The organism is Acinetobacter sp. YH12236 (genome assembly GCF_013417645.1).
Taxonomy (GTDB): Bacteria; Pseudomonadota; Gammaproteobacteria; order Pseudomonadales; family Moraxellaceae; genus Acinetobacter.
Map to the genome: position 1 here is coordinate 63378 of NZ_VPDM01000004.1, position 14346 is coordinate 77723.

Annotated in this window: 14 protein-coding genes; 5 read left to right on the top strand and 9 right to left on the bottom strand. The window is 43.1% G+C overall.

All coding sequences use genetic code 11. The annotated features are described in order from the left end of the window. Positions 1–58 precede the first annotated feature (58 nt). From FTV14_RS03300 to FTV14_RS03310, 3 genes are all read left to right on the top strand, one after another. The gene (locus tag FTV14_RS03300) at positions 59–1330 is read left to right on the top strand and encodes a hypothetical protein (RefSeq protein WP_180053329.1); all 1272 of its coding nucleotides are present in this window, start codon (positions 59–61) and stop codon (positions 1328–1330) included. Between the two features lie 121 nt (positions 1331–1451). Beyond that, a complete protein-coding gene (locus FTV14_RS03305) occupies positions 1452–1646 on the top strand; it encodes a hypothetical protein (RefSeq protein WP_005232434.1) in 195 nt (64 codons plus the stop codon). Positions 1647–1738: 92 nt separating this feature from the next. Next, positions 1739–2692 (top strand): 2-hydroxyacid dehydrogenase, encoded by a 954-nt coding sequence (locus tag FTV14_RS03310; protein ID WP_180053330.1) that lies wholly within the window; start codon positions 1739–1741, stop codon positions 2690–2692. A gap of 38 nt (positions 2693–2730) precedes the next feature. Here the strand turns inward: FTV14_RS03310 and FTV14_RS03315 are convergent, their stop codons facing one another. From FTV14_RS03315 to glyQ, 6 genes are all read right to left on the bottom strand, one after another. Continuing rightward, a complete protein-coding gene (locus FTV14_RS03315; protein WP_179992852.1) occupies positions 2731–3249 on the bottom strand; it encodes a hypothetical protein in 519 nt (172 codons plus the stop codon). A 108-nt stretch (positions 3250–3357) separates the two neighbouring features. Further along, a complete protein-coding gene (locus FTV14_RS03320) occupies positions 3358–3837 on the bottom strand; it encodes a hypothetical protein (protein ID WP_004781783.1) in 480 nt (159 codons plus the stop codon). 235 nt (positions 3838–4072) lie between these two features. Continuing rightward, positions 4073–4462 carry a hypothetical protein gene (locus FTV14_RS03325; protein WP_180011895.1) on the bottom strand — a complete coding sequence of 130 codons (390 nt, stop codon included), beginning with the start codon at positions 4460–4462 and terminating at the stop codon, positions 4073–4075. A gap of 327 nt (positions 4463–4789) precedes the next feature. Next, a complete protein-coding gene (locus tag FTV14_RS03330; RefSeq protein ID WP_180031159.1) occupies positions 4790–5761 on the bottom strand; it encodes a hypothetical protein in 972 nt (323 codons plus the stop codon). Positions 5762–5828: 67 nt separating this feature from the next. Next, a complete protein-coding gene (gene glyS, locus FTV14_RS03335) occupies positions 5829–7898 on the bottom strand; it encodes a glycine--tRNA ligase subunit beta (RefSeq protein ID WP_180053331.1) in 2070 nt (689 codons plus the stop codon). Then, complete coding sequence (gene glyQ, locus FTV14_RS03340; protein ID WP_005232423.1) at positions 7898–8887, bottom strand: glycine--tRNA ligase subunit alpha; 990 nt, start codon at positions 8885–8887, stop codon at positions 7898–7900. The genes glyS and glyQ overlap by 1 nt, the downstream gene beginning before the upstream one ends. Positions 8888–9201: 314 nt before the next feature. Between glyQ and FTV14_RS03345 the strand changes: the two genes are divergently transcribed. After that, positions 9202–10029: a transglutaminase family protein gene (locus FTV14_RS03345; RefSeq protein ID WP_180053332.1), complete on the top strand. Its 828-nt coding sequence runs from the start codon at positions 9202–9204 to the stop codon at positions 10027–10029. Between the two features lie 198 nt (positions 10030–10227). Beyond that, positions 10228–11337 (top strand): HPP family protein, encoded by a 1110-nt coding sequence (locus FTV14_RS03350; protein WP_034704289.1) that lies wholly within the window; start codon positions 10228–10230, stop codon positions 11335–11337. A 74-nt stretch (positions 11338–11411) separates the two neighbouring features. Here FTV14_RS03350 and FTV14_RS03355 read toward each other — a convergent pair whose 3' ends face one another. The 3 genes from FTV14_RS03355 to FTV14_RS03365 form a co-directional block, all read right to left on the bottom strand. After that, positions 11412–12821, bottom strand: coding sequence for a DASS family sodium-coupled anion symporter (locus FTV14_RS03355; RefSeq protein ID WP_180053333.1), 1410 nt, complete (start codon positions 12819–12821; stop codon positions 11412–11414). Between the two features lie 84 nt (positions 12822–12905). Then, positions 12906–13688 (bottom strand): sulfite exporter TauE/SafE family protein, encoded by a 783-nt coding sequence (locus FTV14_RS03360; protein ID WP_180053334.1) that lies wholly within the window; start codon positions 13686–13688, stop codon positions 12906–12908. 179 nt (positions 13689–13867) lie between these two features. After that, entirely contained in the window at positions 13868–14140 is a 273-nt protein-coding gene (locus FTV14_RS03365; RefSeq protein WP_034169835.1) for a PspC domain-containing protein, read from the bottom strand. Positions 14141–14346 lie beyond the last annotated feature (206 nt).

Below are 14346 nucleotides of genomic sequence, written 5' to 3' on the forward strand. Positions count from 1 at the left end.
GCCCTATTCATTGAGTGAATTGTTGCCGAAAAGTTAGATTCACCAGCACGGGAAAGTTATGGATAAGCAGATTGTTTTTGAAGATGAGCATATACGCGCAATTTTTATGCCGGGGTCATCTTCAGAATTGATTTTTTCATTTGGAGATTTGATTACCCGTGCCAAGGGCTTGAGCATCAATGCCGAAAAATCATTAGCGAAATTTGAATTTAATGTTTTGGGAATCATGCCCAAACATAAATCCTGGTTTCCCAAAAGTTCCATGTGGAACATGTTGCAAGCCATTGCTGAGCTGATTGCGCCGTTTCAGCAGCGTATTGCCTATGGTGGCTCCATGGGTGGCTATGCTGCGATTAAATATTCCAATCTGCTGAATGTTCAGAGAGTGGTGGCGATGGTGCCGCAATATTCTATTGATCCGGAAGATGTCGAAGATGCTCGCTATAACATGTTTTACCAGCCTGAACTGAATGAAGGCATGCGGATTGAGGCAGAAGATGTCAGTCCGGAACGGGAATATATTCTGGTATATGACCCGTATTGCACCGAAGACCGGGCACATTACCTGAAACTGGAAGCCGTACTTCCGCAGCATCATGTACTGCATCTGCCATTTACCGGCCATGACGCCATCGCTGTTCTGGCCAGCTCCGAGCTGCTGTATGACTTTTTATTGCATGAATATGATGAAAGTTATTTCTACCAGAAAATGCGTCGGGTCAAGAAAAACAGCAAGTTCTATTATCGCAAGGTGATTGAGAATATCCTGCCGAGGCATCGTTTTGCTTTAGGGCGTATCCTGAAAAATAATGATCTGCTACTGGATACCCAATTTTTTGATGCGGCGCAAAAACAGGTGATTTTGCGTGAATTGCTGAGTAATAAACAGGTGGATCAGCAGGATCTGCTCAAGCTTGGGATTCACGTTAATTTGCCGCAGGAAAAGCGTCAGTTATTGCTGGATACCTATGGACATGCACTGGTCTTTAACGTCATCAGCAACAAGATCGAAAGCTATACCGGTGATGCGATTGCACTGAACCATAAATTCCTGATTCCAATTTATGCCAAAGGTAATGGCTTGCTGACCATCAATCTGAATGATGAGCGCTATCTGGTGGTAATGAATGACCGGCATATCATGAAACTGGTCAAGGAACAGGACGAATTAAATGTAGGCATGCATCCGATTATCATGAAACGCTATGCTGATTTTTATATGTTCAGCTATAAGCATCTGAATTTGCATACAGATGAATACGGCGCTTCCGGTTTCGTTGACGCAAGTGACAAAAATACACAGTTTGTGACACGAAGTGAAATGAACTAACGAAAAATTTTTCTAAAAAACAAATACTTGACTTATGTTTGCTAAAGCCTAATATGGTCTTAGGCGGTATGAAAAATAGTCACACCGCTCCCGGTTGTTTATATGACAAGGGAGTAAATATATGCAATCCAAACAAGTTACAAGTATTTGTTTTATTCTTGGACTGATGCTGCCTAATTTTGCACACGCGGAAAGTGTGCATCCTGCAGTGATCTTGCTCAGTTCTTCTCTTATTTTTCTGATCTTTCTGAGTGTATATGTGATTTATAAGGTGCGCCGTTCTCTGCGTAACCATATTGATAAGTCTGTAGATTAACCACTTCTGACAGTAAGTTGCTTGAAAACCCTGCAGGACTTGTTTTAAATGGCAATCAAAATAAATTGTCAAACAAGGTTGAGGGTAGCGCCATGAAAGCCGCTTATTTAGATTATGCTTCTTTAGACCAACAGGATTTGGACTTTCAGGCACTACATGCAGTATTTGATCAGCTGGTCTTATACCCGGCCACATCGGCTGCAGAGATTCAGTCTCGTGTGGCCGATGTCGATGTCATCATTACCAACAAAGTCATGATTGACGCGGCAACCATCCAGCAATGCCCTCAACTGAAACTGATCCTGATTTCTGCTACGGGCACCAATAATGTCGATCTGGCTGCGGCCAAGGCATGTGGCATTGTGGTGTGTAACTGTCAGGCTTATGGCACCTCTGCCGTCGCTCAGCATACCCTTATGCTGATGCTCAATCTGGCCACTTCATTTTTAACCTATCAACGTGCAGTACAGCAGGGCGAATGGCAAAAGGCCAGCCAGTTCTGTCTATTGGGTGCGCCAATTGTAGAATTGGCAGGCAAGACCTTAGGTATTGTTGGTTATGGTGAGCTGGGCCATGCAGTTGCCAGACTGGCAGAAGCCTTTGGCATGAAAGTACTGATTGCAGCTTTGCCCAACCGTCCAGCAGATGATTCCCGTATTCCATTTGCAGAGTTATTGCCACAAGTGGATTTTTTAAGCCTGCATTGCCCTTTAACGGAAGATACCCGTCATTTAATCAGTCATGCCGAACTGGACACGATGAAACCAAGTGCATTTTTAATTAACTGTGCACGTGGCGGAATCGTTGATGAACAGGCATTGGCTCAGGCCTTATGCGAAGGCAAAATTGCCGGTGCTGCGACGGATGTACTTACCGTGGAGCCACCAAAAGAAGGCAATGTATTGCTCGATGCCTCAATTCCTAACCTGATTGTTACACCGCACAATGCCTGGGGTAGTGTCGATGCCCGTCAACGCATTGTGGATCAGATGGTTGAAAATGTAGCAGCCTTTAAGCAAGGTCAGCCCATCCGTCAGGTAAATTAAAAATTATTAAATAAAAACTAAATGCTGATCAAATTCGATCAGCATTTTTTTCGGTTTTCTGGCGTAATGTATTTATCTAGTAATTTTAAAAATTCACTCTGAACCAGTGCAGACCGGGGATTAAAGATAATTTCCTGATAGACCCGCTTAAATTCGGGTACCCGTTCATCGGGACGCTTGTCATAAGATGTTCGATAATGGGTTTCAAACATATAAATCAGATGATTCTGCGAAAAATAAGCAGTTCGATAGCTATAAATGTCATCTCCCTGAGTCCCGATTCTTAATTTACACATATCCTTGATCCGATACAGGTCGGCATTATTGCCAGAGGCGGGCCTAAATTCAGCTTCCTCCAAGTGTTCTATATGCTGGATTTTTTCGCCTTCGGTTTTATGGTTATAAGGATTCGCACTAGACAGGCTCGGGATGGAGGATAATTCATCATCAATCGCAGCAATTGAGGTCACGGTTTCACCTGAAACCAGTAAAGTGATGTACAGGATGGCTACACCACACAGAATGCCGGCGATAAAGCTGAGGAGAATTTTTTTCATTTTTATTATCTTCTCATGATTTTATTTGAGTTCAGTCTAAAGAAAGACTCAACTATCTTCAATGCTTAAAAGAAAAAGCCCGTAATGGGCTTTTTTCAATGCGATGATTTAAAGATCATCTACTGCATAACTGGTTGCTGTACCGGAACTTGATTGGGATTGTGATACCGATGAATTTTGAGTTGCGGTAGATGGCTGACTCAAAGGCTGCTGCACGATCGGTGCCTGTTGTGAATTGCCGCGCCAGACTTCTCGGGTTTGCTGAATTTTCTGACCCGTTTGCTGTGCTGCCTGAGTCGCACCCTGATCTACTTTCTGGATGGTATCTGATGCTGCAGACTTGGTATTGCCCCAGGCACGGTCTACACCCGGTTTGATTTTGGCAATGCCTTTTTCAGTGACTTCACCTACTTTTTCAGCGGTATTGATAACGCCTTCCTGTGCTTTATAGGCAAACACATGCAGCAGGTTCGGATTCTCACCATAAGGCGCAATCGGTTTGGTGGTCTGAGTGGTTTCGGTCTGTGCAAATACAGGTGCGCAGAACATTAAAGCTGTCGTTAAAATAATTGGGGTTTTGATATTCATTATGGATCGACCTCGAATTCGTCAAAGAGCGGTCTGAGTTTGGTTTTCAGTGTAACGGATAATCAGCCAAAAACAATGAATAAGCTATGGAGAGAGTATAGGTTCAGCGTAGTTTGATGCGAGGATCTTATAATTTTTAAAAGGAAGAAAAGGCAGTTTAAATCAGAAGAAAAATTAAATTTCTGTTCATTCAAATAAATAGCCCTATTTTCATCATAAAAACAGGGCGATCTATTTAATCACATTGAGTTAGGGCATCTTTAGCAAAATGATTGCGCAGAATTACAAAGTTCTTTTGTACTGCCGTATCGTGCAGGTCAAATTTTTGTGCCGTGCTGGTACCGTCACGCTGGAAAGTTGCTGAACCGGCATCAATCAGGGTCAGGCCTTTAAATGACCATTGTTCAACTGAACGGTTGTTGCCGATGTCGCCAGTAAATTCAATCACGCATTTGTCGAGGAATTTGGTCAGTTTCGCCTTATTGTTGGTTGTTTCTGGAATAACTTCGAGATTTTGTACTTCCTGTAATACACCCAGTTCCAGCTGTGGAATGGTCGGTTGAGATGTACATGCTGTAAGTGCGATACCCGCAAGAGTCGTCATAATGAGTGTTTGAAATTTCATGCGCTTCTTTCTTGTTGAGTGTTGTTAGGGTGAGTATATGAAATATATAGGGATATGCCTATAGTTTTTGAGCTTAAGGGCTAAGGTGTATGGTCTGTTTTTTTTCGTGCATAGTTATATAGGATCACCAAAACGGTGATCATAATAAAGCTAAAAAAATGTAGCCAAAAAGTACGTTGAATCCCTGCAAATACTAAAATTTCAGTGATGATTGGGGGGAGAATACCAATCATCAAATATTGAGCTATTGAAAGGGATTTTCTATTTTTCATAGTTTTATTGTGATCTTATGGGAGATGTAAAGATCAGCTAATTTGACCTTTGACCCTAAGTAATCAAGCCTGAAGGACCGATTCGATCTTCACTTAAGTAATATTCACCTTTGTAATTTAGTAAGGTTAAAATATATTTTCTTAATAGATTACTTACATTATGGAAATCATTTTCAGCTTTTTCAAAGTAATTCTCATGTCCAAATGGAAATACTAAGCCCTCATGTATCAGATCGTTTCGATTTTTAAGGGAAAACTTAACCATAGGGTTGTCTCTAGATATTCCAATGTCTTCAAACATGCGCCTAGTCATTTCTGCTGAACCAACTTGCCCGAATTTTTTATGTATATATTGTTTCGTTTTTCTGGTAGGCGGGAAATAATTTTCTAAGTCTTTAGGTGCAACATCTAAAGCAGGATAATCTTTATGTGAAAAATATCCTCTAGAGTATTTATATCCTTTATCTAAGGCAAATGTCTGCTTCAAATTTTCTATAGCAACGTAGTGAGAAATTAGAGAAATCTCATAAGCTAATGATGGGCGATATGCCTCACAAATATAGCCAAAGATTACTGTTAATTGCCTTTTCGATTTTAGTTTTTTAAATGTTGGATAAACTTGCTCAATGAAGTATCTAATGTCTTGACCTCTATTTTCTATGATATTGTTTTTATTATTTATAGTACCTAAAGTGCCATGCCAATGTTCTCCGCTATCGTATTTATAACCAGCTCTGCAAACATATGATTGCTGACAAAATGAAAGTAACCAACAAAGATCATCAATAATTTGTAATATAGATTCAATTTCCGTGGATTGAACATTCAGTATTTTTACTACTGTTGTGATTTTTTGCTGGTTTAGAAATTTATATTGGTTAAAGTGAATATCAATTTGTTTGAATTCAAAAATATATCCTTCACACTTAATAATTGTTGTATTTCTAGAGCGTCTTGTTTCAGAAATATTTGAAAAATCCTCCCCCACCATGAATAGATTGAATAAAAAGATTTCTAGTGTTTTCATAGCAATATTAATAAAAAACCCCACTAATTTATAGCGGGGTTTCGTGTATTTTACAACCAATTAGGTTTTAGTGTTGAAGCACTGAAATATCTGCAACTTTAGTGAACAGGTCACGTAGCTGAGCAAGCAGGCGTAAACGGTTTGCTTTTAGTTCAGTATCATCAGCCATCACCATTACACCGTCAAAGAACGCATCTACTGGCGCACGTAGGGCAGCCAATGCAGACAACGCAGCAGTGTAATCTTTAGAAGCGAATAGAGGTTCAACCGCTGGTGTGATTTTTTGCAGTTCAGCGAACAATGCTTTTTCAGCATCTTCCACCAGATTGGCTTCAACCACAGCACCTTCAGGTGCAGCTTCTTTGGCAAGGATGTTGGCAACACGTTTGTTGGCAGCAGCAAGTGCAGCAGCTTCAGGCAATGCACGGAAGTGATTTACCGCATTTACACGCTTGTCAAAATCAAGCGGAGATTTTGGTGACAACGCTTGAACCGCCTGGATCACGTCAACGTCAACGCCTTGGTCTTCGTATTTCGCACGGTAACGGCCTTCAAGGAATGCAACAGCATCCGCCAGAGTCTTGTCGTGATCTTTCAATACGTCGCCATAAGCAGCCAGAGCCAGTTTGATCAGGTCTTCAATGGATACATCAAGTTCGTTTTCAGTCACCAGACGCAGGATACCAATCGCAGAACGACGTAGCGCAAATGGGTCTTTAGAACCTGTTGGTGCCTGACCAATACCGAAAATACCAGTCAAGGTATCTAAACGGTCAGCAAGCGCAATCGTTGTACCAGTTTTGGTTTTCGGTAGAACGTCACCCGCGAATTTAGGTAAATACTGCTCACCTAAAGATTCAGCCACTTCGTCATTTTCGCCTTCAAGACGTGCGTAGTAAGTACCCGCGATCCCTTGAAGTTCTGGGAATTCACCTACTAATTCAGAAGTTAAGTCGCATTTTGCAAGAAGAGCCGCTTTTTCAGCATCTTCAGCCTTAGCACCAGTAATTGGAGCAAGCGCAACAGCCAGTTTGGCAATACGTTCAGACTTGTTCCACAAAGTACCCAGTTGTGCCTGGAATACCATGTTGGCCAGTTTCTCTTTACGAGACGCAAGCGGTTGTTTCTGGTCTTGCAGGAAGAAGAATTCTGCATCTGACAGACGCGGACGAACTACTTTTTCGTTACCTTCAATGATTTGAGTCGGATCTTTAGACTCAATATTTGAAACGGTAATGAAGTAAGGCTGTAATTTGTTTTCAGCATTCACCAGACAGAAATACTTCTGGTTGTCCTGCATCGTGGTGATCAGTGCTTCTTGAGGAACTGCAAGGAAGCGTTCTTCAAAGCTGGCACGAAGAGCAACTGGCCATTCAACCAGAGCAGTGACTTCGTCACGCAGATCCGCAGGAACAATGGCAATCGCATTCACTTCATCAGCCAGCGCTTTGACTTGCTGGTCGATGATTGCTTGACGCTCTTCAAAAGACGCAACCACTTTCGCAGCGCGCAGGGCATCCAGATAAGCATCTGCATTGGCCAGAATAATCGCTTCAGGCGCATGGAAACGATGACCATAAGTCACGTTGCCTGCTTTGTGATCCTGAATGGTTGCATCAATCACATTGCTGTCTTTTAACAACACCACCCATTTCACCGGACGAACGAATTCAGTACGGCTAGCTGCAGAACGCATACGTTTTGCGATTGGCAATTGATCCAGAGCATGTTGCAGGATTTGTGGCAGTAAAACGTCCAGACTTTGGCCTTTCACATCTTTCAGGTAGCAGACTTTTTCAACTTTACCGGCCTGGAAAGTAGACACCTGATCAACCGTAATGCCTTGACCGCGCATAAAGCCTTCAAGTGCTTTGGTTGGTTTGCCTTCAGCATCATAAGCCGCTTGCACAGCAGGACCGTCAAAACGTTTTTGCGTATCCGCTTGAGCAGCATCAACATTTACGATTTTAAGTGCCAGACGACGTGGCGCTGCATAAGCTTCGATCGCATCGAAAGCCAGACCCGCATCTTTTAAGCCTTTTTCAGTTTCAGCTTTTAACGCATCACGTAATTTTTTCAGGCTTTTTGGAGGAAGTTCTTCACAGCCAAGTTCAAATAAAACTGTATGTTTAGACATTATTTGTTCTCCGCTGATTTTTCTGCTTGAGCCGCTTCTGCTTCTACTTGAGCTTTAAGCTGAGCCAGGACTTCGTCACGTAGGTGAGGTTCTGCCATTGGGAAACCAAGTTTCGCACGTGCTGCTACATAACTGGTCGCAATTGAACGTGCCAAAGTACGCACACGCAGAATATAACGCTGACGTTCAGTCACAGAGATCGCGCCACGCGCATCTAACAGGTTAAAGCTGTGTGATGCTTTAATCACTTGCTCATAAGCAGGTAATGGCAGTTCAGCTTCGATTAAACGGGTCGCCTCAGCTTCGTAGAAATCGAACAGTTCGAACATTTTTTCTACTGGTGCATATTCGAAGTTATAAGTCGATTGTTCTACTTCATTTTGATGGAACACATCGCCATACGTCACAGTACCGAACTGACCTTTGGTCCAAACCAGATCGTAAACTGAGTCTACACCTTGCAGATACATCGCCAGACGTTCCAGACCATAAGTGATTTCACCGGTTACTGGGTAGCATTCAACACCACCGACTTGCTGGAAGTAAGTGAACTGAGTCACTTCCATGCCGTTCAGCCAAACTTCCCAGCCTAGACCCCATGCGCCCAGTGTTGGAGATTCCCAGTTATCTTCCACGAAACGGATGTCGTGAACTAAAGGATCAATACCGATTGCCTTTAAAGAATCTAGGTAAAGCTGCTGGATGTTGTCCGGGTTTGGCTTAAGCACAACCTGGAACTGGTAATAATGTTGCAGACGGTTCGGGTTCTCACCATAACGACCATCTTTCGGACGGCGTGATGGCTGAACATAAGCAGCATTCCAGGTTTCGGGACCTAACGCACGAAGGAAAGTTGCAGTGTGGAATGTCCCTGCACCCATTTCCATGTCGTAAGGCTGTAACACGACGCAGCCTTGCTCCGCCCAGTAGTTTTGTAAGGCAAGAATTAAGCCTTGGAAGGTATCAATATGCGATATGGCGCGACTCATGGTCATCCACTTAAAATTAGAGAAAAATTGTGCTTGATTATAAGGATTTTACAGGGGAGTGGCAAAGGGTTAATACGCTGAAAATATTTTGGAAAAAATTAAAATGGTCTTCATTCATGCCAGATTTTGCGCGGCTTTGCTGCAATTTTATGCTGGAATAGCAATGGGATGAGATCCAAAAATCAGGAATAAATCAGATGTATAGCATCCTGTTCACTGAAGCGCGATAAAGTTAAACTGATCTCATACGATTGCGGTCTTAGAATTAGTTTAATCTTCACACAATATAATAATGCCTAATAATAAGGAACTTCATGACCACTTACCAAATTCAGTGCCATTTAAAATACAAGATTGTGCAATCTACCGAATTTATTTTTATGGTTCAGGTCGCCCATCATCCCGATCAGAATATTCTCGGAGAACAGCTCACTATGAATATGCCGGTCAAGTGGCATGAATTTCAGGATGCTCAGCATCAAAACCGTCATATCCGGTTGCAACTCGAACCCTGTGAGGCATTTGAACTGAACTATAGCGCGACAGTTACCCGTCAGCCGAGCATTCCGAATGATCTGAGGCAAAACTTGAGTGAAGTCAAAATTCCAGACCTGCCGGATGAAGTACTACCTTATTTGCTGGCCAGCCGCTATTGCAATTCAGATTTATTACTTGAAATGGCGAAACGCTCATTTGGCTGGATGACACCCGGCTATACGCGTGTAAAAGCCATTGAACAGTGGATTTATAACAATATTTTTTATGTCTCTGGCTGCTCTGATCAGTTTACGACTGCGACAGATGTACTGATCCACCGGGCAGGTGTATGCCGTGACTTTGCTCATTTGGGCATTGCGCTGTGTCGTGCTTTAGGAATTCCGGCACGCATGGTGGTCGGTTATGTGGAAATTGAAAAATTTTTACCCGATTTTCATGCCATTTTTGAAGCCTATCTGGAAGGCGGGTGGGTACAGTTTGATCCGACCCGTTTGGCTCCGGTCGACGAGCTGATTCGCATTGGTACTGGGGTAGATGCCGGAGATGTAGCATTTTCAACCTATTATGGTCAGGTCGAGCTGCTCAAAATCGAACCTCTGATTAAATCTGGTTCTCATAGCGAAGCTGAGACTAAAATCACCTGACATGAATGATCTTATTGAAAATCCTATGAGAGATTGAATAGTAAAATAGGACTAGATGGATGGTTTTTCTCTGGTGTGTGACTTAGCTTTTTAAACAGCATCCATTTAAGTGTAATTAAAAGATATAAAATAAATACATCTTTAAAGCGACTAGTTTTATAATGCGCAAAATCTGTAAACATTAAAATCAGGCGCGCCGTGTTCCATTCCAATCTCGACTGGCTCAATACCTTAAAACCCAATTTTAAAGTTCTTCCACTCAAGGACCGTTTACTCTGCGGTATTGGGGCACTACTGGGTCTCACGGTATCATCATTACTGAGTTTATGGATTCTGGGTGATTTTGAAGCCTGGTATATTGCGCCGATGGGGGCCTCATCTGTGCTGCTGTTTGCAGTTCCGGCCAGTCCCTTGGCACAGCCCTGGAATATTCTGGTAGGTAATACTATTGCTGCGGTAGTGGGTGTGACCTGTGCCTTGTTTATTGCCAGTCCGACGGAAGCTTTTAGTCTAGCGGTAGCTTTAGCTATTATCCTGATGATGACCACCGATTCCCTGCATCCACCGAGTGGTGCTGTGGCTATTACGGCGGTACTCGGCGGCAATGCGGTGCATGAACTCGGCTATGCTTTCGTTTTCTATCCGGTGCTGCTGAATTCGATCTTATTGATGGTAATTGCGATCGTCTTTAATCGAATGATTGGCAAGCGTTATCCGCAGCAGGCGCAATTGAATACCCGTTCCAAAGATCCGACCCCGACCCAGAAAGTCACTATTCAGCCGCAAGATATTCAGGAAGTACTAGATCAGCAAACCGAGCTGCTGGACATTAGTGAATATGACCTGCAAAAGATTATTCTGGAAGCGCAGGACCGAGCCAATGCCCGTGCGGTCAACCAGTTTACCTGTCAGGACATTATGACTAAAGACGTGGTGACCCTGCATGCCAATGATAATATTCAGCATGCACTGGATAAATTTAAAGAAATGAACCTGATGAGCCTGCCGGTGGTTAATGCGGAAGGCAAGCTGGTGGGAACGCTGGCGATGTATCAGGTGGTAGAATGGTTTAAACGTGCTGCAGATGTGCGCAGCAGCTGGGAACATCAAGTCAAACATATTATGACCCGCAAAGTGGTCACTGTGCAGCCATTGCAGCCGATTCAGGATCTGGTGCCCTATTTTGTGGAGCGTTCCTTTAACTATATTCCGGTAGTGAGTGAGCAGCGTCTGGTCGGAATTATCAGCCGCGCAGATATTATCGCTGCCCTGAATCAGGAACTGAACCATTTTAAAATGAGAGCTTAAAGCTGTTTTGAATAGTTCTGAAAAAAAAAGCACCCTCGGGTGCTTTTTAATTTGGAATCTGGATTTATTTAAACTTAGATAAAGAACCAGTAAATAAACAGGGAAACCAAGAAAATACACATAATATTCAGGACAAAGCCGACTTTCATCATTTCACTTTGCTGAATATGACCAGTCCCAAATACAATGGCATTCGGTGGTGTCGCCACAGGTAGCATAAAGGCACAAGAAGCACCGATCCCGATCACAATCACCAGAATCTCTTTAGGCATACCCATCTGGTCGGCAATGGCGGCAAAGACCGGAACCAGTAAGGCAGCCGAGGCAGTATTACTGGTAAATTCAGTCAGGAAGATGATGAAGGTTGCCACCACAAAGATAATCACGAGAGGAGAGGAGTCACCGAAAGCATTCGCCAGCGTCTGACCTAAGACCAGAGAACTGCCTGAATCCTTCAAGACAGCACTTAAGGTCAAGCCGCCACCAAACAGGTAGAGCACACCCCAATCGGTATTTTCAGCAACCTGTTTCCATGTAGCCGTACCCAGAATCACTACCATGCAGGCCGCCAGAATCGCGATCCAGGTATCGGGCTGTGTAATGCCCAAATTTTCAGTCAATTTTTTACTGAAAATCCAGGCAGTCGCGGTACAAAGGAATAAAATCATGGTGGCAATACGGGTCGTAGTCCAGGGAATATTTTCAGTGACAAAATTCACCTTATGATTCAGTTTTGGACGTAGCACCAGATACAGGCTTACTAACATTGCCGGAAGGATAATGAACATCATCGGCAGGCCAACTTTCATCCAGTCGGCGAAGTCATAACCGAGGGCTTTGGCTGCAATCGCATTCGGTGGAGAACCGACGATAGTGCCCAAGCCACCAATACTGGCCGAATAGGCAATCCCAAGCAGAATAAACACAAAGGTTTTACGATCTTTTTCAACATCCAGATGCGAAAGTAAACCCAGCGCTAGGGGCAACATCATGGCTGCGGTGGCGGTATTGGAAATCCACATCGACAGTGCAGCAGTCACTAAAAAGATAGCCAGTACTGACGCACCGAGATGTCCACCGGAAAGCGAGATAATCCACGTGGCAATTTTCTTGTCCAGTTTCTGGATATGCAACGCCGAGGCCAGGGCAAAACCACCAAAAAACAAGAAGATGGTGGGGTCTGCGAAAGTGGTGAGTGCTGCTTGTGTGGTAATTGGTTCCAGTTCATCGCCTTTGGCCATGGGCATGGCGAGGACGACGGCCAGTATAGGTATCAGCAGGGCAGTAATGGTGATATGAATCGCTTCGGTCAGCCATAAAATGGCGATAAAGGTCAGTAGGGCCAATCCCTTATTGGCATTTTCGTCATAAGGTAAAATATGATACAAGCCATAAGAGACCACTGCAGCGATCACAATTAAAATCCAGCCCTTTCGAATTCCTTTTGGCATGGCATCAGTCGGGGTGCGTAAAGGGTCGTTCATACAACCTCCTTGCTCAACTTTTTTATTTAAAAGCGTTTTTGAAATTCTTATAAAAGTAAATATGTGGTTTGATTAAAAAAGATATTATTTAAACAGTATAGTAGAGTGTTGTAATAATCCCACACTTTGCCAAAGTGCGTAAATCCCCAGTCCAAATAGAAAAAACAGCACTAGATATTTGAAATGTTGCTGGGAAAGTCGATGACGTATTTTCCCCCCTAACCAGACACCGATGAGAGCAAATAACGTGATTCCAAGCAGGATATGTCGCTGATGGGTTTGCAAAGAAATGAGAATCGGGAAGAGTAAGGTCAACTGCACCAGTTTGCTGGCAATAAAGTTAAGATTACTGATGATGACAATATCGGTTTTAGAGAGCTGACAGCTAAGCAGATACATCATCAGGAAAGGTGCCATGGCATTGGTTGCACCTCCAATCATGCCGGCCAGTAAACCGAATCCCAGCATACTGAGCTGGCTGCTACTGACCCGAAGCGGAGTAGGACGTAATTGATCCAGCACATAAAAGATAATCACCAGACCCAGCAATAATTTAAGATAGCCTTCATTGATCCAGATAAGTAGTTTGACCCCCAGCACACTACCGACCAGACTGCTGAGCATGAGTGGCCAATAGCGTGAGGCATAATAGCGAATGCTCTGCAACAAGCTATGTTCTGGATCACTATTGAGCATCCAAAGGTTCAATAACAGGCAGGGGAGAATCACCAGGGTGACTGCTGTACTTAAGGCATATTCACTGGATAAGGCAGCCGTACTCAGCATAGGAAAGCCAAAACCACTGACCCCATGCAGTAATGCCGCGATCGCACACAGCCAAAGCACAATCCATTCTGCCTGCGTCATCTGAAATCCATTTCAAGTAGAAAGTATCAACTTATCCTGAATAGGCGAGTAGGGTAAAGCATAAAATGGTAATAAGACCAAAACCTAAAATCAGGCAAAAAAAACCACGATCTTTTGGGGGAAAGACCGTGGCATAAAAATTTCACCATATGAATATTTAGGTGAAAGAGGAAACGATTTTATCGGTAGTCTTTATCCTGATTCACGGTACGCACAGGACGTTCATAATCAGTTCTGCTCGCGGCATAATCAGGCATAGAATTCTTTTTTGGCATCACCAGCCATAGAACCAGATAAACCAGGATACCCGGGAAAGCGGCACTCATGACTGAAATAATTACAAAGATTAGGCGTAATAAATTTGCGTTCCAACCAAAACGTTCAGCAATACCACCCATTACACCTGCGATCATGTTTGAGCGGTTAGAGCGATATAAACCAACATTGGCCATCCAGGTCTCCTGATAGAAAAAAATAAGGTTGAGTCTAAAAAATGACTCGTATTTATAAGAATGGAGTTTTATCTGAATTTTTAAAGTATATATTGAAAATAAATTCGTTAAGTAATGTTACGGGAGATTAAATAATCCTTAAAAAATCACTAAGATCATAAAAATTCCATTGAATTCATTATTAAAACTTATAAGTTTTCAGTGAG